Source organism: Rhizobium sp. AN6A, assembly GCF_900215635.1.
In the GTDB taxonomy this organism is placed as follows: Bacteria; Pseudomonadota; Alphaproteobacteria; order Rhizobiales; family Rhizobiaceae; genus Agrobacterium; species Agrobacterium tumefaciens.
Map to the genome: position 1 here is coordinate 2,497,330 of NZ_OCNC01000004.1, position 25,178 is coordinate 2,522,507.

Genomic DNA, 25,178 nt, shown 5'->3' on the forward strand with positions numbered 1-25,178 from the left:
TGCTTCGTCACTGGCGGACGCGCGCAATACGCGGTCCACATTCGAATTTCAGGTTTCGGGCCGGCGTTTGCCGCCAGCCCGAGACTGATCTTACTTGAAGAACTCGCCAGCCTGTTCCGGCGTCACGGTTGCCGTGACGGACCAATAGCCCGGCTTGCCTTCGGCGGACTTGATGTTGTCCGCGAGGTTGTCGTTGCTGACGAAGGGGATCGGAATATAGATGGCGTTGCCATAGGTACCGCCGAAAACGCCGTCCTTGAATTCCTTGCCCTGCAGCTTCAGAACGGCAACGTTGAGCGCGCTGGCCATGACACCCGGAGGATTGACGGAGGCGCCGGAGTTGAACTTTTCCTTTTCCCAGCGCGTCATGAAGTCCTTGCGGATTTCACCGGTCGCGGCGATGTCCTTGGTCTTGCCGGCGGCTTCGATTGCGCGCCATGCGCCATCGGCCATGCCGTCCTGCACCCACACACCGCTGATATCGGGATAGGTGGCGAGAAGGTTCTGCATCGCCTGCTGGCCCTGCGCCTGATCCCAGCTCGCATTGGCTTCGTTCAGCACCTTGATATCAGGATATTTCTTGAACACTTCGCGATAACCGGCGACGCGGGCTTCGTTGGCGGGGTTGCCGGCGATACCGTTGATCGCGACGACGCTTCCCTTGCCCTTCAGCGAATCCGCAAGCCACTGTGCGGACTGTGCCGCCCAGGCCTTCTGGTCGATGCCGACATAGATCGCGTCCTTAGAAGACACTTCCGCGTCGGTTGCGATAACGAGGATGTTGCGCGCCTTCGCCTGAGCGAAGATCGGATCAAAGGCAGTCGGGCTGCCGGGATTGATGAGGATCGCATCAACGCCCTGGTTCATGAAATTGCGGATATGGCCGATCTGCCCCTGCACATCGACATTGCCGCTCTGAACGACGACTTCGACCTTCACGCCCTTTTCGCCCCACGCCTTTGCGGCAGCCTGAGCTTCCTCGATCATCTGCGTGCGCCATTCGCTGCCGACGAAAGAATTGGAAAGACCGATCTTGAAGCTCTGTTCCTGAGCGTGCACGGACGTGCCCGCCGCCAGCACCATAGCGGCAGCAGCCATCAAATGTTTAAACATGAAAATTTGCTCCTCCAAGCACGGTTTTTAACCAATGAAACCGTTTACATCCGTGAATGTAACCGGTTTCATAAATGAGTCAACCGAGCTGGGATTTTTTATGCACCCGTTGCCACAATGGATTGGCAACCCTTGGCGGAGAGATTGGATGGCAATTTAAGGAGGAACAGCGGCACCATATTGGCGTGGATTGCAGGGCTGACAGCGCCCCAATTTTGTCCGTGGGCGGACAGCTTGAAGCTCCGCTACCTCAACAAGAACAAGCTGCTGGCGTGCGTCTATAGACCGGGTGGCGTCAGACTAATTGCCCCCATCCACCATCTTGGTACGGGCCAAAGCGTCCGCGAGATCGTTCCCGGCTATACCGGAATGTCCCTTGCACCACGCTATCTCGACGTTTGGATTGCGAAGTAGCAAACGATCCACATTCTGCCACAGAACGCCATCTGGTATCTGTCGCTTGCGTTTTCGCGAATCTGGATTGATGCGCTTCCACCCGTTGGTACGCCAGATGTCGCGCCAGCGATGGCAACCTTCCATCACGTGAGCGGAGTCTGTCCAGAGCTTGGCTGGCCGGCCTGGAGCCTGTGCATCGAGCCATAAAAGTGCATTCATGACCGCCATGACTTCAAACGAATTGTTCGTAAGTCCGATTTCCATTCCTCGCGCAACATGGATCTGCCGCTCGGTTTCAAACACGATGAATGCCCAGCTTCCCGATACTGCAACGGGGTCGTATGAACCATCCGCGTAGATGACGAGTGGAGCAGTCATGGAGCTCGTTTCCTTGCGTCAAAGGCGCTTGGAAAGACTGACAGCGCTTTCGGGTGTTTTCTGTAGATAGCTTGTACAATCATCTTATTCGAGTCAGATTCACGTCCAGGGATGAAACATGATCTTCAAACGCATCATCGCAGGAATAGTCGATCTCATCTTGCTCATCAGTGTGGCGTTTGCACCGACATTCGTCGCCGCAGAGTGGCTACCGGAATATATGGACGCTCCAGCGGGGCAACCGCCGACACCTCTGATGGGCGTAACGCTTTTATGGCTGGCATCCGTGTTGTTTTGCTATTTCCCGGCCTTCGAAAGCAGCACTTTCATGGCAACCCCCGGAAAGCTGCTAATGCGATTAAAAGTCGTCCGGCGCACCGGCGAAAGACTGACCTATACGCAAGCGCTCTATCGCATGGTCTTCGGCCCGCTCGCAATATGGTTTCTGCCCTGGTACCGCGACCATTTCTCGGGTGGTGCGATTGTAAAGGGCAGCTGAGTTCGTGGTTGTGTGATTTAACTCTCGGCCCCCTCACCTTCCCGTTTCCCATTACCGTTTCAAGGACGGCGGCAGGTCAGGATGAAACGACGGTAGACGAAAGTTCGCAGCCTGTTGCGCAGGTTGGTATTTTCCCGCTGCGCTCTCGCAATCGGGGCATGTGAGTGCAGTTCGATGCCGGTAAAGCCGGCGGCGATCAGGAGCGGCGTCAGCATCTGCGGGCGCAACCCCTGCCCAAACGGAAGTGCCTTCATGATTGCGGCATGATGGCTGCTTTGAGCGCCATCGTAATTCTTGTCGGCCCCCACCGAAAGATCGATGAGCCGGATCAACAGGCTCGCGAGACGTCCTGCCGGTTTTGGCGTTGCCCAGTCACCATCGAAAAACAGGAGCCGACCGCCCGGACGAAGCAGCCTGAACCACTCGCGGAAGGTCTCCTCAGGCTGCGTCAATGTCCAGACCAGATGCCTGCAAATGATCGCATCATAGGACGCATCCGGCTCCATGGTGTTTTCGGCATCTGCCATCACGAAACGCAGCCTTGGTTTTCCCGCATGCTTGGCGCGCGCCACGGATAACATCGCTTCTGAAAAGTCGAGTGCTGTGACCTCGTGGCCGAGATCATGAATAAGCCGCGTCACCTCGCCGGTGCCACAGGCTAGTTCAAGGATACGTTTCGGCTCAGGTCCCACCAGGTCGCGGATCGGCTTCTGCCATGCATTGGCCTCGGCGCCGGCTGCTATCTTGTGTCCAAAGGCCAGATCGAAAGTCTCCGATCTTTTCGACCAATAATCGCGGATTTCCTCCTTGAGATCGAAGTTGCCGCCATCCATGGTCTATTCCTTTGAGTACTCAAATCGTATCCGCTGCGGCGAATGACAGCTTGATTCACAATGTGATGCCAAGTTAGCCCATGCGACATCACTGGAAAATCAGAAGTCTGTCGCCCCAAGATTTAGATCATAAGAAACCTATCTATTTCAACATATAAGTGCAGTTTCCTGATGTGATTTATAATTCACCGGACGCCTCCCGGCGCCTTTGCTCAAGCTCTTCGCTATACCGCCTGAGCGTATGGCTTTCCGTCAGCAGGCCAACGGGTCGGTTTTCGATCTTGTCGTTGACGACAACCAGAGCTTCGCTTTCCGTAGCATCGAAGGCTGCCGCCGCCTGTCGTGCGTTCATCGCCGGCAGCAGCACGTCGTTCTTGTAATTCAGGTAGGTCTCGAGGCTGATCTTGGAGGGATCGCGATCCATAGGATCGGCGTAGATTTCCGGCACGAGGACCATGCCGGCATAACGCCCGTCATCATGGGTCATGATAACCCGCTGCGTCGAGCCGAGCGGAAACTTCTCCTTGAAGGCCGGAAGTCCCATGCTGACATTGGCCTTGCGAATATCGGCGCGCATCATCTTGCCCACCGTCAGGTCGCGGATCCAGCCAATATCGTGGGCGCTGCGAATGCTTTCGCCCCGCAGGTGAAAACGCCAGGTGGCGAAGGAGTAACCGAAGGTGGTGCGTACCACGAGCGATGTCGTGATGACGGCCGCCAGCACCAAAGCCGTGATCTGGAAGTCTCCGGTCAGTTCCAGCGCCAGAAACGTCATCGTCAGAGGACCGCCGATAATGGCGGCGGCAAAAGCACTCATGCCGACCACGGCGTAGACCACGGGTGCTGTCGAGCCATAGCCGATATAGGGTGCGCAGAGTGCGAAAATCTTGCCGACCAGCGACCCCATGAACAGCGAGGCAAAAAACAGACCGCCGCGGAAATTCGAGCCGATGGAAATCGCGCTCGCCGCAGCCTTCAGCAGGAAAAGCCCGGCCAGCCCGTATATCGTCAGATCGGCATCGATGTTGAGATGGAGCGCACCGTGGCCGCTCGACAGGACCTGCGGTGAAATCAGCGCAAGTGCGCCCACCGCTACGCCACCGATTGTTGGACGCAGCCAACCGGGAATGGCACTTTTGCGCGCCGTTTCCTCGATAAGGGAGACCGTCTGCATCAGCACGATGCCGATAAACGCACACACCACGCCGAGGAAGATGGCTGGTACATAATCCGGCGGCGTCACACGGCTGGCATCATAGATATCGATGGACAGGCCATGCCCGCCGATAAGCCCTGCCACGATGCTGGCCACCAGCGCAGAGACAATGAGTGGCGCGAGTGTCACGACGGTATAGGTGCCGATGATGAGTTCTATGGCATAGAATGCCCCGGTCAGAGGCGCGTTGAAGGCAGCGGCAATGGCACCAGCAGCACCACAGCCGACGAGGATACGCATGTCTCCTCGTCTCAGCTTCAGCTTAATGCCGATCTTGGAGGCCACACCGCTGGCGATCTGCGTATAGCCTGCCTCAAGCCCGACAGATGCGCCGAAACCGTTTGAAATGATGTTCTGCACGCAGACGATGATGCTGTCCGTCAGCGACAGGCGGCCGCCATGCAGCGCATTTGCCTCGATGGGGTCGACCATCGGCTTTTTGCGGGTTTTCGAAAGAATGAAGAGGATCAGGCCGAGTACGATGCCGCCAATGACCGGCCCGGCAAGCACGATCCAGCCGGAGAGTTCACTGCTGCTCAGCCGCTCGACACCGAAGACCAGCACATGCAGGACCGTACTCAATCCGCCGATCAGCGCCACCAGAAGGCCGGCCGCAATGCCGATGAGGACAGCGAGAGCCACCAGCCCCAGCTCGCCGCGCCGGAACATCGCCCGCAGGCGACTGGAGCGCAGATTGTCGAAGAAGCTCGCCATACTGGGTGCACGGAAAGGCCGGGTCGACATGCTGTTCCTTTTCAGGCGGTATTAGGGCGCTTCAATCTCGAGTTCGACTTCGAAACGCATCTGGTCGTAAGCCGGTTCAACATGATCAGGCGTTTCGCGCATCACCGTGTCATAATCGAGCGGAATGTGCATATGGGTCAAGATCGCCCTTTTGGGTGCAAATCTATCGATCCAGCCGAGCGCCTGTTCCAGCGAGAGATGGCTTGGGTGATAACGGTGCTGCAGCGCATCGATGACGAGGACGTCAAGGCCCGAAAGCTTGGGCACGCTTTCGGCCGGAAAATCGCTGACATCGGTGCAATAGGCAACATCGCCAATACGAAAGCCGAGCGAATGCACGTCGCCATGCTGCTGCATGTGCACGTTGAAAGGTATCGCCCCGCCTGCCCCGTCGATGATCAGGGTCGCGTCGATATCGGCGATGATCCGCGGCTCGACGATCGGTGGATAATTGCTGCCCGGAGGCGTTTCCAGGCAATAGGCAAAACCATCCCAGATGCGTGCCATGGTGACGGGATCGGCATAGATCGGAATGCGGCTCTGCTGAATGGCGAAATAGATGCGCAGATCGTCAATACCGTGCAAATGGTCGGCATGGGCATGAGTGTATAGAACCGCATCGACTGCCTCCACTTTGGCGGCAATCATCTGCTCGCGAAAATCAGGGCCGGTATCGATGACGACGGTGGTCTTACCGCCATCAGGTCCGATCTGCTCCACCATGAAGGCCGCACGAGTACGCCGATTCCTGGGGTTTTCAGGATCGCAGGCGCCCCAGTCGCCGTTGATGCGCGGCACGCCGGGAGACGACGCACATCCGAGAACCGTAAAGCGGCGACGGTAGATTGCCACGCCTACACCCTTGTCATCTTCGAAAAGCAGCGGAAAGCATTCTCGGTGGTGATTTCGGCCATGCGCTCGAACGAGATGCCATGCACCTCGGCCAGCACTTCCGCCGTGTTCACCACGTAAGAAGGCTCATTGCGCTTGCCGCGCCAACGCTTGGGCGCGAGATAAGGCGCATCCGTTTCCACCAGCAGACGGTTGAGCGGCACGGTGGCGGCAATATCGCGGATATCCTGCGATTTCGGGAACGTCAGAATGCCGGAAAAGGATACGTAACCGCCAAGTTCGACGCCGTTTTTAGCGAGATCAGGACCTGCGGAAAAGCAGTGCAGGATAAAGGGAAAAGCACCCTTGTCGCTTTCTTCACGCAAAATCGCAGCCATGTCGTCATCGGCGCTGCGGCTGTGGATGACGAGCGGAAGCTTGGTTCTCCGCGCCGCCTCGATGTGGCGAACGAGGCCGGTCTTCTGGTCTTCCGGCTTTTGCGTGTCGTAGAAATAATCCAGCCCCGCCTCGCCGATCGCCACGATCTTGTCATGGCTCTCGGCAAGCCGCACAAGCTCATCGGCCGAAATGTCGAGTTCTTCGTCGGCATTGTTCGGATGCGTGCCGACCGAGCAGAAAACCGACGGATATTTTTCCGCAATCTTCAGAAGCTCGGGCAGACGGCGCACCCGGGTCGAGATCGTCACCATCTGGGCAACGCCGGACGCATGGGCGCGGGCGATGATATCGTCGCGCTCAGCCTCGAAATCGGGAAAATCCAGATGGCAATGCGTATCGATCAGCATGGTCGTCGCCTTCACGCTTCCGGTGCGACGTAACGCGGGAAGACCGGCTTCGGTGCCTCAAGCGGCCTTCCCGGAACCAGACGTCCGGCTTCGCCGAGTGCGGCAAAATCCCGTTTGTCAGCAGGGGCGGCAACGAGATCGAGCAGCTTCTCGCAGGATCCCGGCATGAAGGGCTGCAACAGAATGCCGATCTGGCGGACGACTTCCGCCGTCACGTAAAGCACGGTGCCCATGCGCTCCGGATCGGTCTTCTTCAGAGCCCACGGCTCCTGGGACGCGAAATAGCGGTCGGTTTCCGAAACGACGGCGATGATGGCCGCAAGCGCGCGATGGATGAGCTGTTTGCCCATCTCCTCACGGCAGAGTGCCAGCAGCCCGTCGGCGGAGGCGAGCATCGCCTTGTCTTCATCGGTCAACGGGCCGGGCGTCGGAATCTGTCCGTCGCAATTCTTGACGATCATCGACAGCGAGCGGCTCGCCAGATTGCCGATGCCATTGGCAAGATCGGCGTTGATGCGGGTGGCGATGCCCTCTTCGCTATAGCTGCCGTCCTGGCCGAAGGAGACTTCGCGCATGAAGAAATAGCGGACCTGATCGAGACCGAAATGGCTGACCAGATTGACAGGATCGACGACGTTGCCGAGCGACTTAGACATCTTCTCGCCCTTGTTGAGCAGGAAGCCGTGCGCATAGACCCGCTTGGGCAGCGGCAGCTTGGCGCTCATCAGGAAAGCCGGCCAATAAACCGCGTGGAAGCGGATGATGTCCTTGCCGATGATATGCACGTCGGCCGGCCAATATTTCGCGCGCGGACCGTTCTTGTCCTCGATGTAACCCGTGGCGGTAATGTAGTTGGTCAGCGCATCGACCCAGACATACATGACGTGCTTCGGATCATCAGGAACCTTGATGCCCCAGTCGAATGTCGTGCGGGAAATCGACAGGTCCTTGAGGCCGGATTTGACGAAGGAGATGATCTCGTTGCGACGCTCAGCGGGACCGATGAAATCCGGGTTCTCCTCGTAGAGCTTCAGCAACTTGTCCTGATATTCCGAGAGCTTGAAGAAATAGCTCTCCTCCTCGACCCATTCGACGGGCGTGCCCTGCGGCCCATAGCGAACGCCGTCGGCGCGCACTTCCGTCTCGTCCTCGCCGTAATAAGCCTCGTCGCGCACGGAATACCAGCCGGCATAGCTGTCCTTGTAGATGTCGCCGCTATCGGCCATCAGGTTCCAGATATTGCGCGAGGTCTCGTGGTGACGTTCTTCCGTGGTGCGGATGAAATCGTCGTTCGAGGCGTTGAGCAGCTTGCCCATCTCGCGGAACTGGTCGGAATTGCGCTGCGCCAGCTCTTCCGGCGAAATGCCTTCCGCCCGCGCTGTCTGCTGCATCTTCTGGCCGTGTTCGTCGGTGCCGGTCAGGAAGAAAACATCCATTCCATCCAGGCGCTGAAAGCGTGCCATGGCATCCGTCGCAATCAGCTCGTAGGCATGGCCGATATGCGGCTTGCCGTTAGGATAGGAGATCGCGGTGGTGATGTAGAAGGGTGTCTTGTCTGTCATGACGGTCTATCGACTTTACAGGCTGTTTTTTGGATAGACCGCTCTTAAACGATTGTTCGCAACAGCGAAAGCAAAAGCGTACGTTCCGTACGATCTCTTGGGTCTCACACGCCGCGAACATCTTCCAGAATGGAAAGCACCATCTGCTTCTTGTCGAGATTATAGGCCTGCGCCACGGTAATGCGTTCCGAAAGCGTCGACGAAAGGCGCGCATGTTTCTCTGCCGCCGCGATATCACCGGCCATCGCCGCCGCTCTTGCACGCGCCATCAACTCCTCCGTCACGTGCTCCATGAAGAAGCCGAGAACGATATCGCCGTCCTTCTGTGCCAGAACTTCGGCAAGCTTGTGCATCTGCTTGCGTGCACCGGGCCCTTCGGCCGTCATGACGGAGGAGAGCGCCTCAACAATGTCGGAGCCGCCGTAATTCATCAGTTTTAACGCCTGCGCGACGCTGCCCTTGGAGGCGGATAGCAGCGCGTCCCGCTTTTCGCCAGCCGGGCTGATACCGAGATGATCCAGCGACTGCACCATATCCGTATCCGAAAGCGGTAGCAGCCGGAGCGGCATGCAGCGCGAGCGGATGGTCGGCAGCAATTTGCCCGGCGCATGCGACAAAACGAGGAACATCGCCCGCTTTGGCGGCTCTTCCAGTATTTTCAGAATGGCGTTTGCGGCATTGCGGTTTAGATCGTCAGCCGGATCTATGATGACGATACGCCAATTGCCGGTGCCCGAGGTCTGCGAGAAGAAGTGCCCTGCCCGCCGCACCTCATCCACCGTGATGGCGGATTTCACGCGGCCGGTCTTTTCATCCGCCGGACGGGTCAGATGCAGCAGATTATGCGACGCACCGGAGGTGATCTGCCGGCTGACAAGCGATTCCGTATCGGGGTCGGCCAGGAAATCCGGTGCTGTGGCTGGATCGGGATGGGTAAGTACATGGTTGGCGAAACGGAAGGCGAGTGTCGCCTTGCCAATGCCTTCAGGGCCTTCGATCAGGATCGCATGGTGGCCCTTGCCGGAGCGATAGGACTGCGCAAGAAACGCCTCCGCTTCGCCATGGCCGAAAAGCTTCGTGTTCTGCTGCGGCGCAATTGCGCCGTCGAGAACGCCCTGAACCTCACTCATGCGCCGTGCCCGCCGCAGTCTCCAGCCGCTGGAGCAAAGGCTCGACAAATGACATGACGTCTTCCGTCACCTTTTCTTCCGGCTGATCGGCGTTGACGATCCGACAACGACGCGGCTCGGCAAGCGCAATATCCAGATAGGCTTCGCGCCGCTTCTCGTGAGTCTCGATTTCCTCTTTTTCGAAACGGTCCGGTGCGGCACCCTCATCCGCACGCTTTCTGGCCCGGGCAAGGCCCTTTTCGGCAGCGATATCGAAGATCAACGTCAGTTCCGGCACGACGCCATCAATAGCAACGCGTTGCAGCGTCTCGATGAAATCCGGCTCCAGATTGCCGGTCGTACCCTGATAGACACGTGAGGAATCAAGAAACCGGTCACAAAGCACGATTGCGCCACGTTCCAGTGCCGGGCGAATGACCTCCTCGACATGGTCGTTGCGCGCTGCCGCAAACAGGATTGCCTCCATGCGCACGCCGAAGGATTCGGCAGCACCAGACAGCAGAACATGGCGAACGGCCTCCGCCCCCGGCGAACCGCCCGGCTCACGCGTTACGATCACATCGAAACCACGGCCGCGAAGCGCCTCGGCAAGCGTGCGAATCTGCGTCGACTTGCCGGCGCCTTCGCCGCCCTCGAAGCTGATGAACAATCCGGTCTTTTCGGCCAATGTCACGTCCCGTGAGGAATTCTCAGAAATATCGAAATGCCTGTTTACAGCATCGAACCGAAAAGTGTGAAGCGCTTTTCAGAAAATCCGGTGTCTGAACAAAAGCATAGGGAAAGTTGCGGCTTGCGGGATAGGCATCAGAGCCAGAACAGCAGCAATTCCTTGAGCGCCCCGGCTGCATTCTGGGTCAACGTGCCCTTGCCGACTGCCGTTCTCGTATAAAGCGGCACTTCCCGCAATAGCCGTTCACCCGAAAAAACCTTGAGTGTGCCGACATTCGCACCAGTGTCGAGCGGTGCATTGAGCGGCCAGCGATAGACGATCCGTCCGGAAATACGCTCGGGATTATTGACCGGTACCAGCACACTGACATCTTCCCGGGGCGACAGGTCTACATGCGAGACATCGCCACCGTAGACGCTGACCGAACCGACGGCTTCGTCCTTTGCAAAAAGATGGCGTTTTTCGAAGGCCGTCAGCCCCCAGTCAACCACCCGGCGTGCTTCGTCCTGCCGCGTCTTGTCGTCGGCGATGCCGCCAAGCGCCAGATAGACCCGGCGCCCTTCCCGCTCGGCCGAAACGACAGCTGCGAAACCGCTGCCCTCCGCAAAACCAAGCCCGAGACCGTCTATGCCGTTACCCAGCAGGGAGTTCTTGTTGCGCTGGAAAATCCGGTTCCATTCGAAATCCGGCTTGGTGAAAAGCCCATAGCGATCGGGATAGGTATCGCGCAGATGCTGGGCGAGAAGCACCATATCCTTCGCGGTCGTCTGGTTGCCCGGATCGGGAAGACCCGTCGAATTGGCAAAGACACTGCGGTTCATGCCGAGCTCGCCGGCTCTCACCGTCATGCGCTTGGCGAAAGCGGAGTCGGATCCTGCCATGCCTTCGGCGACAATGATGCAGCCGTCATTGGCGTTCTGCACAATAATTCCCGTCAGAAGATCGTTGACGCTGACAGAAGATTTCAGCGCCGCAAACATGGTCGAGGTCCGCGACGGCGCACCACCCGTGCGCCAGGCATATTCAGAAACGGGATAAGCTGTCTCGGGCGTCACCTGCCCTTTGGCCAGCGCATCCAGCATCACCTCCACAGTCATCAGCTTGGCAAGCGAAGCGGGCGGAAAGGATTGATTTTCATTCTGGGAAAGCAGCACCGTGCCGGTTTCGGCATCGATCATATAGGCCTGTTCGGCCTTGGCGATGAAAGGTGCTGCTTGCGTTTGCGCTTGCGCCGGACCGTTACCGAAAAACGCAAATGCGAGCGCTGCCGCGACCGGGAGAAAAGAACGATGAATGGCCTTGTGCATGAAACCGCCCAGCTTTCCCTGCCGCAACCCGCCGCTCGCGACGAAAACGCAAGTCAGCCTTAAACTCTTCAACCCGTCAGCGGGTCTTCGCCTGCTGACGCTTCACATGGGCAAGTATGGAATCCTCGTTGAGCGCTCCGCGATCGACGAGGACGCTGTCGAACGCACGTGAGGTTCTCGAAACCGCAGAGGATTCCTCGGAATAAGCCGCTGCATATTTGGAAGACGGCGTTGGCACGCGCAAATAGTTGCCGCCAGGTGCTGCCGGCTCACGCGTGAAATTGCCTTCCGGGCGTTCCGCCAGGAACGGACCGATTTCCGGTAGGATTGCAAATTGTTCGAAGGCCGGTGCGGGGCCGTTGACCAGCGGCATGGCCTGAAGCGCTGCGTTCTTTTTGGTACCAACCAGCGCCGTCTGCGTCGAAGCACCGTAATTCGGGTTGGATGTCGGGGCTGGCACGAAATTCGGCGAAGCCGAAGCCACCATCACACCGGTCGCGATCTGCCCTTCCGGCGCAACGCCCGGAGAACGAGAGCCCTTCGGAACATAGGAAGCCATCAGATAGGGCATGTCATGCCCATCAAGCGGCGCACGGCCTGCATATTGCACCCGCACATTCGCCGTTCCAGTGCCCTTCATGTCGAGAAGATCTGCGGTCTTGCTGGAAACGTCGATCAGGCGACCTTCATGGAAGGGTCCGCGATCGTTGACGCGCACCAGAACCGACGCACCGTTTTCCACATTGGTGATGCGCGCATAGCTTGGCAGGGGAAATGTCGGATGCGCAGCGGAAAGATGTTCCTTGTCATAGACCTCGCCATTTGCCGTCAGGCGGCCGTGGAAGGCGGAACCATACCAGGAAGCAAGACCGGTCTTGTTGTAACCCGGCTCTTCCTTCGGAAAATAACGTCGGCCCTTGACGGTATAGGCATTGCCGAGAAGCTCGCGTCCGCCGCCCTTGGGAATATTCTGGCCATCGGCCACACGCGGGCTGGCTTTGACGCCATATTCCGATTCGGAGAAATATTCCTTGCTGCGCTTCTGCTTCGGTTTGGTCTCAGAGGTGGTGGAACACGAGGCTGTCGCGGCGCAAAGCACGGAAATTGCAAGCCACTTCACGCCCGATCTGGCGTTGATGCCGAGTTTCTTGACCGTAGATTTCAAATCGTCTGCCCCACGCTGCTTGCAGGCTCGAAGAACCGCACCCTCATTTGCCTCGATGCATGCCCCTGCCATCGAAGCACCTAACAGTCGCTTAATCTTGTGCATAACGTGGCGAAAATGCGAACGGCTTCTGCAAATTCGATAAAATTGTAACGAACGTGGTTAACGATTTATGTCTTTTTCGCAGCACGGGAAGCCCGACGCGCCTGTAGACGCGCCGTCTTGAGATGTCTCCTGCTCAAGGAACAAACGAAGCCCGACCGCGTTTTCTCCTCGCAAACACACGAGCTTCCGCCGGTTTTCGGCTGAGTGAGGGAACATGATCAAGTCAATAAAAACCGCCGGCCTGGCACTTGGCATAGCGTTGGTGTCCATTGCCGCCCCTATTCACGCAAGCGCGCAGGACATGGAGCTGCGGATCGGCCCCGACGGCGTTCGCCCGGTTATCCGTGATCGCGACCGCGACATGGACCGCCGGGGACCTCCGCGCATGCGTGGTTGCGGTGAACGCGAAGCCCGCGCCGCCGCCCGCGAGGCAGGCCTGCGCGACCCCGAAATCGTGCGCGTCACCCCCGGTCGCGTCGTCGTCCAGGGCTTCACCCGCCGAGGACCGGAGCGCATCACATTCGCGAACGAACGCGGCTGTCCTGAACTTTAATGACATTAATAAACGGAACCCGCCGACAGGCGGGTTTCTTCATTTCGGTGATATAAGAAATTTTCCAAGCTGAAAGTATACCACGGCGCCAACGCTGCCGGTACTGTTGATTTCAAACTGTCTGTTTGGATTTTATGGCAGATGGGGTGGGATTCGAACCCACGGTACGCTCTCACGCACGCCGGTTTTCAAGACCGGTTCCTTAAACCACTCGGACACCCATCCATCTAATTGATATTAAAAGATAATATCCATTAACTCATCATCGAAAACGGGCTGTTGCTACTCGGTTTGCAACTATTTCGTTTTCTGACTTGCGCTTATAGCGGCTTGCAACGCCGCGTCAACCTGTTCTGCAGCGTCCGCCTGCATTCCCGGCATGACATGCGAATAGAGATCGAGGGTGATCCCGATCGTGGAATGCCCCAGCCTCTCGCTTGCGACCTTCGGATGGACGCCGGCGGAAAGCATCTGTGTGGCGTGGGTGTGCCGCAAGTCGTGGAAGCGAATGCGCGGAAGGGAGGTCTTGTCCAAGAGCCGGGTCCACTCGTGCGTCAGCGATCGAGGCTGCAACGGCGAGCCGTCAACCTGGGCGACGACAAAGCTATTACCATCCGGTCGAAGACCGATCTTCAATTGCTCCTCCGCCTGTCGTACTCGATGCGCCCGCAGTTCGGCCGCCATTGTCGCAGAGAGCGCCACAGTGCGTGCCTTGCCAGATTTAGGAGCCTTGTATCGAACGCCCTCCTTGGTCTGCTCAGCGCTCTGCCTGATGGACAACTGGCGCCTATTATCTCCGATCTCCGCATCGTCCCAGCGAAGGGCCGCGATCTCCCCTCGCCTCAGCCCGCACATGACGGCCAGCATCATCGGGATGAACATGCGGGTATTGCGGAACGCTGCGATCAAGGCCGCTGTCTGGTCAGCATTATAAGCCAGCATCTTTGTGCGCTCGACCTTTGGCGGCGTCGTGGCGGTGGCTGGATTGCGCGAGAGCCTTTCCCACGTCACCGCTTGGCTCAGTGCTTTGATAAGCACGCGCCGCATGTGATGGACCGTGCGAGGCGCGTATGGCTTTCCTGACGCTCGCCTGCCCTCTGTGAGCGCCTTGGTGAAGGCTGCATCGATCCTGTCGGTCTTGAGCTTCGAGAGGATCACATCACCGATCAGCAGCTTGAGGTTCTTTTCGCAGATCTCGGTATAGCGTTCATGCGTCTTGGCCGAGACTGTGGGCTTGATAAAAGCTAGCCATTCGGTGAAGAACTCGGCCACGGTTTGCTTGCTCGGCTCGACGTACCGATCCGACTTAATCTCGGCTATCAACCTTGCACATTCCGCCTGCGCTTGGCGCTTGGTGCCGGAGAACGAATGCCATTTGCGTTTCTTCTTACCGGTGGCCGGATCTTTCTCGCCTATGTCGAGGACGATGGCCCATTTGCCGGGACTGCGCTCGCGGATATGGCCTTTCATTTTTCAGGTTCCCTATCCCTTAGTTTGGTGACCAGAGACGCGGCAGCATTGACCAGTTCGTCAATCTCCGCGTCGAATTTCGTCTCGGACATAACCGATGCTTGGATGTAGGCTGAGACGGCAGCCTTGTAGGCGTGCAGTTGTTCATCGATAGCGGCAACGATTCCGCCTCGGCTAGCCCCATCCATTTTCTCAGCAGTCAGCAGCAGCGCCTTCAAGGCGCGCTCGCTTCGCTTCATGATTGGCTCGGCGTCGCGCTCAAATGCCAAACCTATCTGTACCAGGCGGCGCACTGCCTCTGATTTCGAGCGAATTTTGTTTCCCCACGCCCAGTCATCGATTGCCTTCATTTCGCGCGGTGACATGAACATGTTGAAACGTTCGGTTTTCTGTTCGTCCTTTTCCGTGTCGTCAGACATTCAAATAGCCCTCTTTGTATGAATATACGTAACCTACGTAGAAAGTGGTTGCAAGAAGGTTAATTCGTGTTACCTATTCCTATGTAAGTTACGTAGGTTCATAGGAGTTGATCAAAATGACGCTTGAGGAAGCTCTCGCGAGACCGACGATACCGGTCCCAGATGCAGGCAGGCTTTTCTTTGGTATCGGCCGCAATGCCGCATACGCGGCGGCAAAGCGCGGCGATTTCAAGACAATCGAAGTTGGTGGGAAAGTTGTGGTGCCGGTTGCGCCCCTCGCTGAACAGCTTGGGCTGAAGGCAACCTTCGCGAGATCATTGTGACGAGCAACGGAGAAGCTGCTCAGCCAATTGTGAAACAAAAAGGTCCGGGCGGCTGCCTCCGCTCCGGACCACGGTTCAAACACGAGGACACGCAAATGAACAGGAAAAGAAATATCACCACCGCGGTCGCTGCGCCAGTCCATCCCTCAGTGTCGCTGCTGGTTGCCGAGCACATCGGCGCAATCGCCAACCACGAACGGCTGTTCCAGCTCAATGATTGGGGACTTGTTGAGCAGGACGAGGTTAGAATGGCACTCGGGCCTGTCGACGAAATCTTGATTGAGATTTGCGCAGCGCGACCTTCGGAAGCGTCAGAAATCGAGTTGCGGCGCGCATACTTGCGGAATGTTCTGCCTGACGCGATTTACGACAACAAAGCACTGACGGAAGAGGTCGTTGTCGCCTTTATCGGCCGGGCCGGGAGATCGTGATCATGGCGAATAACCTCCCTGAAGAACTGCGCAAAGCGCTTTTCCACCTCGAGCAAGCAGCGGAGATCCTCCGCCAGAGCGCCCCGCACGGCTTTTCGGTCGAGATGCAGGAAATATCTCCGACCGGCGTTCCGATGCTGGAAAAACTTGTCGTGCAGGTCCTCGACTTCGAAGAAGGGAGCCGAGAATACGGCCCGATCTCCGGTCGGAGCATCAGGCACAGCTGGCGCGAGATCTGGAACGGACCCATTGCATAGGCGCCGCGCCAGCTTAACGGCCGGCGCGGACACATTGTGGAAATCGTGCGGAATAACCCGGGAAAAATGCGGAATGCAGAAGAGCACTGAGAAAACAAAGCGCAGAAAAGCGGCTCCGTGGTTTCGGCTTTTCGCCTCTGAATTTCAAGTTGAAACCGCAGGCATGAAGGCGGCAGAAAAGGGGATATACATCGCCCTTCTGTGCGCCATGCACGAGCGGGGTGAGCCGATAGCGGAGGATTATTCCCGTCTTGCCCGCCTCTCCGGAACCACGCCTGCAGCGCTGAAAAGCGCTCTCGACACACTCATGAAAGCCGGCCTCATCTATCACTGGGAACCTGAATATCTCTGGTCTTCCATCTCGGAAACCGAGTTTCAAAACAGAGAAAAATACTCAGAGCTTCAACGAGAAAAATCATCGAAGCGTTGGCAAAAAGGCAAACAAAATCAACGAAGCAATAATGCCGGGGGATACAGAGATAAGAGTATAAGATATAAGAGTATAGAGGTTCAGTCTCTTTCAGAGACTGAACCTCATATACCTACTTCATCTAATATAGATTCTCGTACTGAGGCCGCGCGCGCGAACGCGCAGCCTCGCTCGGTCAAAGTTGACGACGAGCTCTCTATCCCCGGTATAGGCGATTGCTGGGTCACCAAGATTGTTTCCATCAAGCCCTATCAGTTTCTCGTCGAGGCGCGCGACGATGAAGGACTTTCCCATGCCTTTCGTGTCGATCGCCAATTCCAGCATCATGAAATCAGTATGCACGAGGCTGAAGCACTTCCCGACCTATCAGGAGAGATCCATGACCAACCAGCTTGACTTCTTCGACCTCCTCAAGCCGACGGCGAAGCTCCTGCCATTCCCGCCGCGTCGTATTCATTCCCTCGTCAATGCAGCGGCAGCGCGTGTTCACGCCGCCGCACAGGCCGACCAGGCGCAGGCGATGCTGAATGAAGTTGGAAAACTGATGTTGCGCTATCTGCTGCACGGCTTCGATGAGGACACTGCCTACGGTCTCGCAATGGGGTATCAGAACGCCATCCAAGCCGAGATCCACAGGTTGAGATGGAGCGGTAGCCGACCTGATCCGCGGGGTGTCGCGTGATGTCGGAGGATACTCCCCTGTCCCGGTACTTCGTGGCCGCTGAAGACGCATTTCGTGACCAGCTTAACCCGGCGCAGCGCGCGTTCTATGATCAGCTCAATCGGCGTGATCAATCACGGTACCGCGATGTGCCGGCCGATCGTCGTGACAATTGGCAAGACGTCTGGGAGGCGGGCTTTGATTGATGCCTCCACCTGCAGGCGCGGCATGAGCCGCCCCCGGACCGCCGACCGGGGGGTGGGTCAAATGTCTGGCGCCTTTGGGGGGCAGACCGCCCGGGGCCTTCATTTGCAGTGCCAGCAAAATAACGGACCCCCCTTACAGGAAAAATCGACCTGCAAGGCCTATGCCGCAGGGGATTGCGCGATTTTCGGCCTGGACTTTTGGCGGGGATTGACGAAATCGAGCGGATCGACGATTCTAGGGATGGCTCTGATTTGGTCAGTCGCCTGCGGGATGCAGGGACAAACCATTCCAGTCCTCACGAAGCGCCCGCGGGATGCGGGGCAGAGTGGTCACCATAAATGTGATCAGGCGCGCTCAGCGCCACTGCAATGCTGTGAGGTGGCACCTTGAGCCCAATCCAGAAAATGGAGTTCCTGCCGGCTGTTGAACTGAAGCGGTCGATATCTGCCATGGGCATTTTCGATGGATATGGTTCCACTTTCGGTGGAGATCCGGACAGTCATGGTGATGTGATAGCTCCAGGCGCGTTTGCGAATTCATTGAAAGAGCATGCTTCCCGCAATACACGGCCCGCCCTTCTGTGGGCTCATGATCGAAGCGAACCCATCGGTGCGTGGAGCTCGCTGAAGGAAGACGCGTATGGCCTCGCGGTGTCAGGCAAGCTGACACTGGGAACGAGGCGAGCTGACGAGGCTTTCGCGTTGATGAAGGATGGTGCGCTGTCCCTGTCCATTGGGTATCGAACGCGCAAATCGTCATGGGGCCCGAACGGCGTGCGCGTCCTTCAGGACATCGATGTCAAAGAGATTTCGGTTGTTGCTATGCCGTCGAACACTTCCGCTCGCATCACTTCAGTGAAATCCGGGTTCATCGATGCTGATGAGATCAAGTCCAGCCGAGAATTCGAACGGATGCTCCACGATATCGGTTTTTCTCGATCATTCGCCAACCGCATGGCGGCGCATTTTGATGCAGCTGCCTCCCGCGACACATCATCAAAAAACAGTCGTTCTGAGTTTGCCCAAAAGATGATGGCAGCTGCGGAGCGGTTCTCGCAGAAAGGATAACCAACATGCGAAACAGCTATTCTCTCGAGACCAAATCCGATGGTGACGACTTCGACGAGATGCTCGAAACCGTCAGCAAGTCGGTGGGCGACCGTACGGAAAAGAAAGTAGCGAAGATCATCACCGACGCTCTCGATCCATTGAAGAAGGATGTTCTTGATATCCAGAAAAAGATGGGCCGCCCTGGTGGAATGACTGGCGGCGGCGTAGTCATCAAAACTGACGGGACTGAGGTTTCGCAAGAAAAGGCAGCGCTTCATAACGCTATTTCTGCATATGTCAGGACTGGTGACGACAGCGAAATGAAAGCCATGTCCGTCGGCAATGACCCGAGCGGCGGTTATCTCGTAATCCCTGTGATGGCACAGGCGATCCGTGAACGCATGTTTGATCAAAGCCCGATTTTCCGGTTAGCACATGTCGAAAACATCGGCGCTGGCGACAGCTGGATCGAGCCATACGACTTCGGTGATTTCGGTGCGACCTGGGTAGGCGAAACGGAGGATCGTCAGGAAACCCCACACAGCAATATCGGTGAACTTGAAGTTCCGTTGCGCGAAATCTACGCAAAACCCAAGATAACGCAGAAACTCCTTGACGATGCAAACTACGATGTCGGCGCGTACATTGAGCGGAAGATCGGAGAGAAATTCGGAAGGATGGAGGGAATCGCGGCCGTTTTGGGCAACACCCCCAAGCGTCCGCGTGGCTTTCTCACCGTTCCTCGATCGTTCGAAGCTGATGGCAGTCGTGACCTGAAGGCGCTGCAAATGGTTCCGAGCGGTGCCGTAAGCTCCATCACTCTCGATAGCTTGAAGGCTTTGCAGTGGTCTTTACGCTCACCTTACAAAAGGAACGCTTCGTGGCTCATGAATAGCCAGACAGCCGCCCAAATTGACTATCTGAAAGACAATAACGGGCAGCCTCTTTGGCGATCCAGTAACACGGCCGGTGCGCCTGACACGTTGCTCGGCCGGCCGGTCGAAATCGATGATTTGGCCATGCCGAACATCGCGGCAAACGCTCTTCCGATCGCTTACGGCGACTTCAAGCAGGGCTACATTTTTGTGCAGCGGCCTGGCTTCCGTCTTCTCAAAGATCCGTACACGGCTGATCCCTACGTATTTTACAAATGCTATCGCCGTGTGGGCGGCGACGTTCGAGACTACGACGCGATCAAGCTCATGGTGATCCAGGTATAAGCATCGCAGCGCCACCGTGATGGTGGCAAGCGTAAGGCGGCGGCGGGTTGTGGGTTGGCCCTCGCCGCCGCCTTTTCACATCAACAATCACAGGATTTTAGCGATGCCAAATGACCCTTTTCAATCCTTCGTACCAACGCCGTCGTCTTTCGGCGTTAGGTCGCGGATAGTTACACCATCGCAATCGGATCTACCGAAAGTGGTAAAAGGTGTAATCTGCCTCACCTCCGGTAACATCGCAATCGTACCTGCGGGCGACGACGGCAGCGCACCACTGCAATTCGTCGATGTACCTGCGGGATTCGTGCCGCCCTATCGGGTTCGAAAGGTAACCGCCGCCACCGCAGTGATAGCAACCATTGAGGATTGATCGGTGATTCAATGATGCACCGTCTATTTGAACACCAGGCTGTTCGCCTGCTGCCGGCGCGGATCGCTGCTTATATGGGTAATCGAAGATGAATTTGAACTTGTCGGTCAGCCTTGGTTTAGGTCTGAAGGCAAAGAGGTCTCTTTTCCCTCTTCCAGATATCGCGCCGGTCACCAACTGGCGTGTGCCGGTTCTGGCAGCCTACGATAGCGCTGGCGATGCAGCACTCGTTTCGGCCTTGGCGGCGGCGGGCGCAAACAATTCCAGACCGACATACACGGTGGCCGCGAACACAACCAGAACTATTGCGTGGCGGCTTGGAGAGATTTTTGCGCCCGGTGGGTTGTTCTCCTTCGTCTGCGATGGTCCAAGCCCAACCGTTACCATGGCGTACAGCGACGACAGCACTGATGGGGTAAATGGAACCTGGACGAACCTGAACTTTACGCTTGTATCTCCGACTGCCTTTTATACCGGCCGACGCCAGTCTTTGCTGTTACCCGCACGGGCTGCCGGCAGGTGGAGTAGGATAGTTATCCAGAACCCGTCGACAACTACTGCGTATAACATTTATCCGCTTATTCATCAGTTGCAGGCTTCCAAGGTTCGCAATGATGCCCAATTGATCATGGGCGCATCACAGACGACAAACGGCTTCCTCTCGCTTGGGTATGAAGCAGCAATCCAGTCCGCGTTCCCGACTTCAGACCCTGTTGTCTTCAACTATGGCGAGGCGGGGGAAAACGCAGCCGGCATTTTGACAAACTGTGCGCCTGCCGTTGCGACATTCAGTGCCTTCTGCTCCCGCGTCTACCTCGACAACCTGATCGGAAACGATGTTACCTCCTCACAGCCAATCTCGGATGATACGCCTTCAAGCCTCACCACGCTGCGCGGTCGGGTGGATAGCATCATAGCTGCGTTTGCGGGCTGGACTGTCTTCACGTCAGACACGACGTACCGGGAGTACAGTGGGGTGACAACATCATCACCCAATGACGGCTCACTACCGTATAATCAGCAGATCATGTGGCCTGCGATCCTTGCAGATAACCCTGACTGTTACGATGCAAATACTGGTGTCTCACGCATCAATCTTTATTCGTGGGGCATTTTCAACCGCAATTGGCTGATGGCCGGAGATCCGGTTCACTACAGCGATTACTCCACCTATCGCGCCGAGTTGGTCCGAGCCATGGAAGGCCGGGTGCGCAACGGGCAGTGGCCAGACAGCTACGCGCTGATGCTGGTGAAGCGCCTCGAGACTGAGCGCCTCTACCACCTGAAGCGCGAGGCTGGGTATGTCGTCAATTCTCTGCCAGCCTCTGCCACAAAAACGGCACTGCAAGCGCGCGTTGACGCTGTGACAAATCTACTGCCATCCCGCATGAGGATCAGTCACGGACCTGACGCTAATGCTCCTCCGGTGCCGTGGACGAACTCCGCGAGGACGACGGCCGGCGTTGCCATTACTGACATCGTTACCGAGGATGGGTTCAAAACCTCATACGTCTGGAATATCTCCTTGGCTGGCAATGGTGCCTTTTCCTTCGGCGCTCAAGGTGCAGCGCAGGGTGCGGAATTTCCAGACAGTGCTCTCCTCGGTTATCTTTCCGATACTATCGACAGCATGGCAGTCAAGCTTACAGGAGCCGATGCATCGGAGCGCTACCGGATCAAGGCCATGGGGTCGCGCTCCGGTACAGGAACGCGCCTTCAGGATTTTGTGGCGGGCGGCGTGACGCAATCCGTCAACGTGCTGGGCAACCTTTCTACGGTCGCTGATTTCGCCGATCTGGCTCCCACCGTTGGTGAAATCGAAATGACCATCAACCGCGGAGTGGGCAACACCACAGGCGTCTATCTCAATGGTGTAGTCGTCGAAGTCCTTCCGGCCTAGCAAGATAAGACCAAGCGGCGTGGGCTGAGTATGAGAGGCATTGACGATGAACACTGTAAAACGATCACGCCCACACCACGAAGAGCCTCAAAAGTATATTGCCTATGTTCTGTGGCTGATCGGGCACCCCTACAGCACGATCGGGCGCGTTCTTCATCTCAAGCGCTCACAGGTCGGCGGGATCATTACCCGGTCGGAATATGCCGGCCGCACCTCTATGACGATCGCAGAACGCAACGAGCTGCTGCAGGAACCGGAAGAGATCCGGATGGAAGAAGGCCGGCCGCTCGACGGCGGAATTTTGGATAGGATACCGTTCACTGCAATACGGTAGATCCATCAAATGGTGAGGAATCTACAGCCCTATCATGCGAGAATGACCTGCCCAGGTTTCGCTGACACGATGTTATGCAGTCCGTCAGTGGCATAGCGATCGGAGTTGCAGACTTTAAGGAAAGCGCCTGGTTGGAGCAGTGCCGCGACCTGCGCCAATGTGGCTGACGGGAAGCGAGCAGCATCGACTTCCAGAGAAGCGCCGGCCCGCGCCAATTGCTTTAAACTATCTGATGTTTTGTTTGTGATCATTTGTACTCCCGTCTAATTTTTCCAAGTTTGCTTAAATTCTTGATCGAACCATCTGCTCACTTCGTCGATCGCTCCTCCACGAGAACGAAAATCAAGCGCATCGCGATACGGGCCGTTTGAAACCCACGTGTAGAACTCGATGAAGCTCGGATCTACGCTACCGTCCGTGGGGATGCCTTTCTCTGCTGCCCATTTGCTGCATAGGTATCTTATCTGCGTTTCGGCCTGAGCTTTCTTCATGACTAGCTCAGGAGCAATAGTGCGGTTTGAGATCGTCAGACGAGATCGTTATGCTTCTGGGCGAAATGTCGTCTGCGCAGCTATTGCAGTAAAGTTTTTCGCCAACATAGCGACCATTACCGTAGCGGTTCTGGCCGTGTTGAAACGTCACGGGGCAGCGGGCGCACCCGTAGACTGTTTTTCCATTTTCATTTGAGATTAGTGTCATCGAGTCCTCCACGATAAGCGGTAGGCTGCCAGACGAAGAAAGGTAGCACAAGGGTGGCCTGGGTTTGATGATCTTGAGGCAGGAGAGTTTCTTGGCTGATCTGATTAGCGTGGTTTCGAGCCCAGTTGTGTTGCGAGCTGCTGAACTTCAGCTCGCTGCTTCTCGCGCTCTTTGGCCTTCTGCTCCATTACGAATTGTTCGAGAGTGCCAAGTCGGCTGTCCACGGAACTCATCAGGTCGATGAGTTCCCTCAACAGGCGGTTTGTGGTTGCTTGTTCCGACAATGGTGTACTCCTCATCTGCAATGATGCGGAAAGGTGCCATGATGCAGTCAGATGTCAAGGATTCAGAATGCCAGAGCGAACCTTTCCCCCGGTGACTTTCGAGGAGATGATTACACACAATGATCTCCTCGAGCGGTATTCCTGGCTGACACCCCAGATCGTCAACCGGTGGCGCCGGCAGGGCGCCATTCGCGTTTTCAAGGGTAAAGAGGGTATGAGCGTTTATCCGATGGGCGATCTCGTGAAGGCTGTTTCAGATGACCTGAATGCCTCCATAGAGGATACTGCCGGGGGAGAGCCCACGGCAACACCACCACCTTCAGGGCCAGCGCCTGCTGCCCAACAGGAGATGAGCGAGGCCGATCAAATCAGAGAGCGGCAATTTTTGCAGGGGCTTGCCGATCGCAAACAGCGAAGAAAAAAGCGAGAAGAATGATTGTAAACGTCACGCGCAATCGGCGACCTTTTTCCAAGAACATCGCGCGAACAAATTGCTACGAAATTTGCAACTCAATACAAAAGCACGTTCAGGGATCGTTCCGCACAAAGAGGTATTAACATCGCCCAAGACGTTGGCAATTAACGATATTTAGGGACAAGAAGGGATGACCAAATATACCGAAAAGCGAATTTCAAGACCGGTTCCTTAAACCACTCGGACACCCATCCATCGGTGGTGAGGCTTTATAGCGTTTTGAAAAAGGCCGTCAATCCCGATGGCGCACGCCCGCACAGTCTCTTCGCACCCGTCAACAACTCATTGTCCTTGTGTCGTTGCCGGCGGCAGCAGAGACCCCTCGCCCGAAGGAAGTGCCGGACTTTGCTGAGGCGAGCGAAACAGCGCCAGACTCAGCACGATTGCCACAAGCACCAATAAAAGCGCCACGAAGAAGATTCCGGATTTATCCATGCGTCTGCTCATGTCCCGTTATGTTAGGCGCGAATATGTGCAATTCGAGGCAATCGAAGAATAAAGCGACCTCCTGTCAAGTTGCCTGACAGATTTGGCCAGTTGATATTCCTAAATTCTTCCTGCTTGAGCAAATTTTATGCGTCGGCGTACTGTTTGGGACGGAAGTGGCCTATCGCGTCAGCAATATTGTCATTTATATAGCCGCATCGCTCCCGGGCATTGCCCAACTTTCCCCGAGCGATCAACCTGCCCCGCCCGTTTGCGGGGCTTTTTTCTTTTATACTACCGAAAAATTGCGACCGGCCGATAAAAGCTGGGTGTGCATTACCTTGCTTTATGGTTCAGACACCGATGCTCGGTCCGCTGTCGCCGCGCCGAAAACCACCCCGGAAAATATCCTCGAAAAGGTTCAGCAGCGCCGGCGGTAACGTGTCGGACAACTCTAGTATGATCTCGTTGGCGCGGTTGTAGGAATAGATGGCGCAAAGCGTCAGCACCAGCAGCACGATCCACGGCCAGATTGGCTTGCGCCTAGGCGGCGCCCCATTGGGTTGTTGCGGTACAGTCATCCCGGCACCTTCCGTTCAGGCCTTTACGCGCGGTTCGCCTCCCGGCGCATAGGCGGTTTTCTGCAGGAAACGGAATATGTTGCCGCACTGACCGCAGCGGATCATGAATTCCGTTGGATCGACCGAGGCACGCTCGGTGCGGAAGCCACGCGGCATTTCATCAACGCGAAAATCAAGGTTACGGCGGTCTTTCTCATCCGATTCCGACACCTCGGCAAAACCCTGATGACCACATTTGGAACATTCGAGTTTCCGGGAATATCTGTCGCGCGCTGCCATATGCCGTCCTTTGCTTGCACCTTATCAGGTAGCAGCGGCAAAACAGCATTTCAAT

33 protein-coding genes and 1 tRNA gene are annotated in these 25,178 nt (G+C 56.7%); 14 read left to right on the forward strand and 20 right to left on the reverse strand.

Annotation, left to right across the window (positions count from 1 at the left end; translation table 11 throughout):
- Positions 1-90: 90 nt before the first annotated feature.
- Positions 91-1,113, reverse strand: coding sequence for a substrate-binding domain-containing protein (locus CRO62_RS24875; protein ID WP_003498934.1), 1,023 nt, complete (start codon positions 1,111-1,113; stop codon positions 91-93).
- Between the two features lie 300 nt (positions 1,114-1,413).
- Positions 1,414-1,887, reverse strand: a complete 474-nt coding sequence (locus CRO62_RS24880; protein WP_097102532.1) for a ribonuclease H family protein — start codon at positions 1,885-1,887, stop codon at positions 1,414-1,416.
- Between the two features lie 118 nt (positions 1,888-2,005).
- Between CRO62_RS24880 and CRO62_RS24885 the strand changes: the two genes are divergently transcribed.
- Positions 2,006-2,386, forward strand: a complete 381-nt coding sequence (locus CRO62_RS24885; RefSeq protein WP_097102534.1) for an RDD family protein — start codon at positions 2,006-2,008, stop codon at positions 2,384-2,386.
- A 59-nt stretch (positions 2,387-2,445) separates the two neighbouring features.
- Here the strand turns inward: CRO62_RS24885 and CRO62_RS24890 are convergent, their stop codons facing one another.
- From CRO62_RS24890 to CRO62_RS24930, 9 genes are all read right to left on the reverse strand, one after another.
- A complete protein-coding gene (locus tag CRO62_RS24890) occupies positions 2,446-3,219 on the reverse strand; it encodes a class I SAM-dependent methyltransferase (protein ID WP_097102536.1) in 774 nt (257 codons plus the stop codon).
- Positions 3,220-3,397: 178 nt separating this feature from the next.
- Entirely contained in the window at positions 3,398-5,179 is a 1,782-nt protein-coding gene (locus CRO62_RS24895; RefSeq protein WP_097102538.1) for a chloride channel protein, read from the reverse strand.
- Positions 5,180-5,200: 21 nt separating this feature from the next.
- Positions 5,201-6,031: an MBL fold metallo-hydrolase gene (locus CRO62_RS24900; protein WP_097102540.1), complete on the reverse strand. Its 831-nt coding sequence runs from the start codon at positions 6,029-6,031 to the stop codon at positions 5,201-5,203.
- 2 nt (positions 6,032-6,033) lie between these two features.
- The gene (locus tag CRO62_RS24905) at positions 6,034-6,816 is read right to left on the reverse strand and encodes a TatD family hydrolase (RefSeq protein WP_097102543.1); all 783 of its coding nucleotides are present in this window, start codon (positions 6,814-6,816) and stop codon (positions 6,034-6,036) included.
- A gap of 11 nt (positions 6,817-6,827) precedes the next feature.
- Positions 6,828-8,378, reverse strand: a complete 1,551-nt coding sequence (metG, locus tag CRO62_RS24910) for a methionine--tRNA ligase (RefSeq protein ID WP_097102545.1) — start codon at positions 8,376-8,378, stop codon at positions 6,828-6,830.
- 104 nt (positions 8,379-8,482) lie between these two features.
- Complete coding sequence (locus CRO62_RS24915; protein WP_097102547.1) at positions 8,483-9,508, reverse strand: DNA polymerase III subunit delta'; 1,026 nt, start codon at positions 9,506-9,508, stop codon at positions 8,483-8,485.
- A complete protein-coding gene (gene tmk / locus CRO62_RS24920) occupies positions 9,501-10,175 on the reverse strand; it encodes a dTMP kinase (RefSeq protein ID WP_097102549.1) in 675 nt (224 codons plus the stop codon). The genes CRO62_RS24915 and tmk overlap by 8 nt, the downstream gene beginning before the upstream one ends.
- A gap of 137 nt (positions 10,176-10,312) precedes the next feature.
- Complete coding sequence (locus CRO62_RS24925) at positions 10,313-11,485, reverse strand: D-alanyl-D-alanine carboxypeptidase family protein (protein WP_097102551.1); 1,173 nt, start codon at positions 11,483-11,485, stop codon at positions 10,313-10,315.
- 76 nt (positions 11,486-11,561) lie between these two features.
- Complete coding sequence (locus tag CRO62_RS24930; protein WP_097103302.1) at positions 11,562-12,650, reverse strand: septal ring lytic transglycosylase RlpA family protein; 1,089 nt, start codon at positions 12,648-12,650, stop codon at positions 11,562-11,564.
- Positions 12,651-12,969: 319 nt separating this feature from the next.
- Here CRO62_RS24930 and CRO62_RS24935 point away from each other — a divergent pair, with 319 nt between their 5' ends.
- Positions 12,970-13,308 carry a hypothetical protein gene (locus CRO62_RS24935; RefSeq protein WP_003515252.1) on the forward strand — a complete coding sequence of 113 codons (339 nt, stop codon included), beginning with the start codon at positions 12,970-12,972 and terminating at the stop codon, positions 13,306-13,308.
- Between the two features lie 135 nt (positions 13,309-13,443).
- Here CRO62_RS24935 and CRO62_RS24940 read toward each other — a convergent pair.
- The 3 genes from CRO62_RS24940 to CRO62_RS24950 form a co-directional block, all read right to left on the reverse strand.
- Positions 13,444-13,533 (reverse strand) — tRNA-Ser (locus CRO62_RS24940).
- A 72-nt stretch (positions 13,534-13,605) separates the two neighbouring features.
- Positions 13,606-14,778, reverse strand: coding sequence for a tyrosine-type recombinase/integrase (locus CRO62_RS27730; RefSeq protein WP_097102553.1), 1,173 nt, complete (start codon positions 14,776-14,778; stop codon positions 13,606-13,608).
- Positions 14,775-15,197: a hypothetical protein gene (locus tag CRO62_RS24950; RefSeq protein WP_143539408.1), complete on the reverse strand. Its 423-nt coding sequence runs from the start codon at positions 15,195-15,197 to the stop codon at positions 14,775-14,777. Before CRO62_RS24950 ends, CRO62_RS27730 begins: the two co-directional genes overlap by 4 nt.
- Before the next feature lie 116 nt (positions 15,198-15,313).
- Between CRO62_RS24950 and CRO62_RS24955 the strand changes: the two genes are divergently transcribed.
- The 11 genes from CRO62_RS24955 to CRO62_RS25000 all read left to right on the forward strand — a co-directional run bounded on the left by CRO62_RS24955 (position 15,314) and on the right by CRO62_RS25000 (position 22,379).
- The gene (locus tag CRO62_RS24955) at positions 15,314-15,520 is read left to right on the forward strand and encodes a DNA-binding protein (RefSeq protein WP_179784621.1); all 207 of its coding nucleotides are present in this window, start codon (positions 15,314-15,316) and stop codon (positions 15,518-15,520) included.
- A gap of 95 nt (positions 15,521-15,615) precedes the next feature.
- Complete coding sequence (locus CRO62_RS24960) at positions 15,616-15,951, forward strand: hypothetical protein (RefSeq protein ID WP_097102558.1); 336 nt, start codon at positions 15,616-15,618, stop codon at positions 15,949-15,951.
- Positions 15,952-15,953: 2 nt separating this feature from the next.
- Positions 15,954-16,208, forward strand: a complete 255-nt coding sequence (locus CRO62_RS24965) for a hypothetical protein (RefSeq protein WP_097102560.1) — start codon at positions 15,954-15,956, stop codon at positions 16,206-16,208.
- Positions 16,209-16,281: 73 nt separating this feature from the next.
- Positions 16,282-17,034 (forward strand): DUF1376 domain-containing protein, encoded by a 753-nt coding sequence (locus CRO62_RS24970; RefSeq protein WP_097102562.1) that lies wholly within the window; start codon positions 16,282-16,284, stop codon positions 17,032-17,034.
- Positions 17,018-17,320 (forward strand): DUF6074 family protein, encoded by a 303-nt coding sequence (locus tag CRO62_RS24975; RefSeq protein WP_097102566.1) that lies wholly within the window; start codon positions 17,018-17,020, stop codon positions 17,318-17,320. Before CRO62_RS24970 ends, CRO62_RS24975 begins: the two co-directional genes overlap by 17 nt.
- The gene (locus tag CRO62_RS24980) at positions 17,320-17,505 is read left to right on the forward strand and encodes a hypothetical protein (RefSeq protein ID WP_097102568.1); all 186 of its coding nucleotides are present in this window, start codon (positions 17,320-17,322) and stop codon (positions 17,503-17,505) included. Before CRO62_RS24975 ends, CRO62_RS24980 begins: the two co-directional genes overlap by 1 nt.
- A 387-nt stretch (positions 17,506-17,892) precedes the next feature.
- Complete coding sequence (locus tag CRO62_RS24985) at positions 17,893-18,573, forward strand: HK97 family phage prohead protease (RefSeq protein ID WP_143539409.1); 681 nt, start codon at positions 17,893-17,895, stop codon at positions 18,571-18,573.
- Positions 18,574-18,578: 5 nt separating this feature from the next.
- Positions 18,579-19,775, forward strand: a complete 1,197-nt coding sequence (locus CRO62_RS24990) for a phage major capsid protein (RefSeq protein ID WP_097102572.1) — start codon at positions 18,579-18,581, stop codon at positions 19,773-19,775.
- 103 nt (positions 19,776-19,878) lie between these two features.
- Positions 19,879-20,145: a spike base protein, RCAP_Rcc01079 family gene (locus CRO62_RS27810; protein WP_414896255.1), complete on the forward strand. Its 267-nt coding sequence runs from the start codon at positions 19,879-19,881 to the stop codon at positions 20,143-20,145.
- Positions 20,146-20,233: 88 nt separating this feature from the next.
- Positions 20,234-22,045 (forward strand): hypothetical protein, encoded by a 1,812-nt coding sequence (locus tag CRO62_RS27085; RefSeq protein ID WP_143539410.1) that lies wholly within the window; start codon positions 20,234-20,236, stop codon positions 22,043-22,045.
- A 46-nt stretch (positions 22,046-22,091) separates the two neighbouring features.
- Positions 22,092-22,379, forward strand: coding sequence for a hypothetical protein (locus tag CRO62_RS25000; protein WP_097102575.1), 288 nt, complete (start codon positions 22,092-22,094; stop codon positions 22,377-22,379).
- A gap of 32 nt (positions 22,380-22,411) precedes the next feature.
- Here CRO62_RS25000 and CRO62_RS25005 read toward each other — a convergent pair whose 3' ends face one another.
- The 3 genes from CRO62_RS25005 to CRO62_RS25015 all read right to left on the reverse strand — a co-directional run bounded on the left by CRO62_RS25005 (position 22,412) and on the right by CRO62_RS25015 (position 23,362).
- Positions 22,412-22,630 (reverse strand): hypothetical protein, encoded by a 219-nt coding sequence (locus tag CRO62_RS25005; protein ID WP_097102577.1) that lies wholly within the window; start codon positions 22,628-22,630, stop codon positions 22,412-22,414.
- A gap of 12 nt (positions 22,631-22,642) precedes the next feature.
- Entirely contained in the window at positions 22,643-22,870 is a 228-nt protein-coding gene (locus CRO62_RS25010) for a hypothetical protein (protein WP_097102579.1), read from the reverse strand.
- Between the two features lie 312 nt (positions 22,871-23,182).
- Positions 23,183-23,362 (reverse strand): hypothetical protein, encoded by a 180-nt coding sequence (locus tag CRO62_RS25015; RefSeq protein ID WP_097102581.1) that lies wholly within the window; start codon positions 23,360-23,362, stop codon positions 23,183-23,185.
- A gap of 67 nt (positions 23,363-23,429) precedes the next feature.
- On the opposite strand from CRO62_RS25015, the gene CRO62_RS27305 reads away from it, so the two are divergent.
- Positions 23,430-23,798, forward strand: a complete 369-nt coding sequence (locus tag CRO62_RS27305) for a hypothetical protein (RefSeq protein ID WP_179784623.1) — start codon at positions 23,430-23,432, stop codon at positions 23,796-23,798.
- Between the two features lie 321 nt (positions 23,799-24,119).
- Here the strand turns inward: CRO62_RS27305 and CRO62_RS25025 are convergent, their stop codons facing one another.
- The 3 genes from CRO62_RS25025 to CRO62_RS25035 all read right to left on the reverse strand — a co-directional run bounded on the left by CRO62_RS25025 (position 24,120) and on the right by CRO62_RS25035 (position 25,123).
- Positions 24,120-24,272, reverse strand: a complete 153-nt coding sequence (locus CRO62_RS25025; protein WP_179784624.1) for a hypothetical protein — start codon at positions 24,270-24,272, stop codon at positions 24,120-24,122.
- Positions 24,273-24,616: 344 nt separating this feature from the next.
- The gene (locus CRO62_RS25030) at positions 24,617-24,844 is read right to left on the reverse strand and encodes a hypothetical protein (RefSeq protein WP_097102584.1); all 228 of its coding nucleotides are present in this window, start codon (positions 24,842-24,844) and stop codon (positions 24,617-24,619) included.
- A 15-nt stretch (positions 24,845-24,859) separates the two neighbouring features.
- A complete protein-coding gene (locus tag CRO62_RS25035; RefSeq protein ID WP_003515255.1) occupies positions 24,860-25,123 on the reverse strand; it encodes a hypothetical protein in 264 nt (87 codons plus the stop codon).
- Positions 25,124-25,178 lie beyond the last annotated feature (55 nt).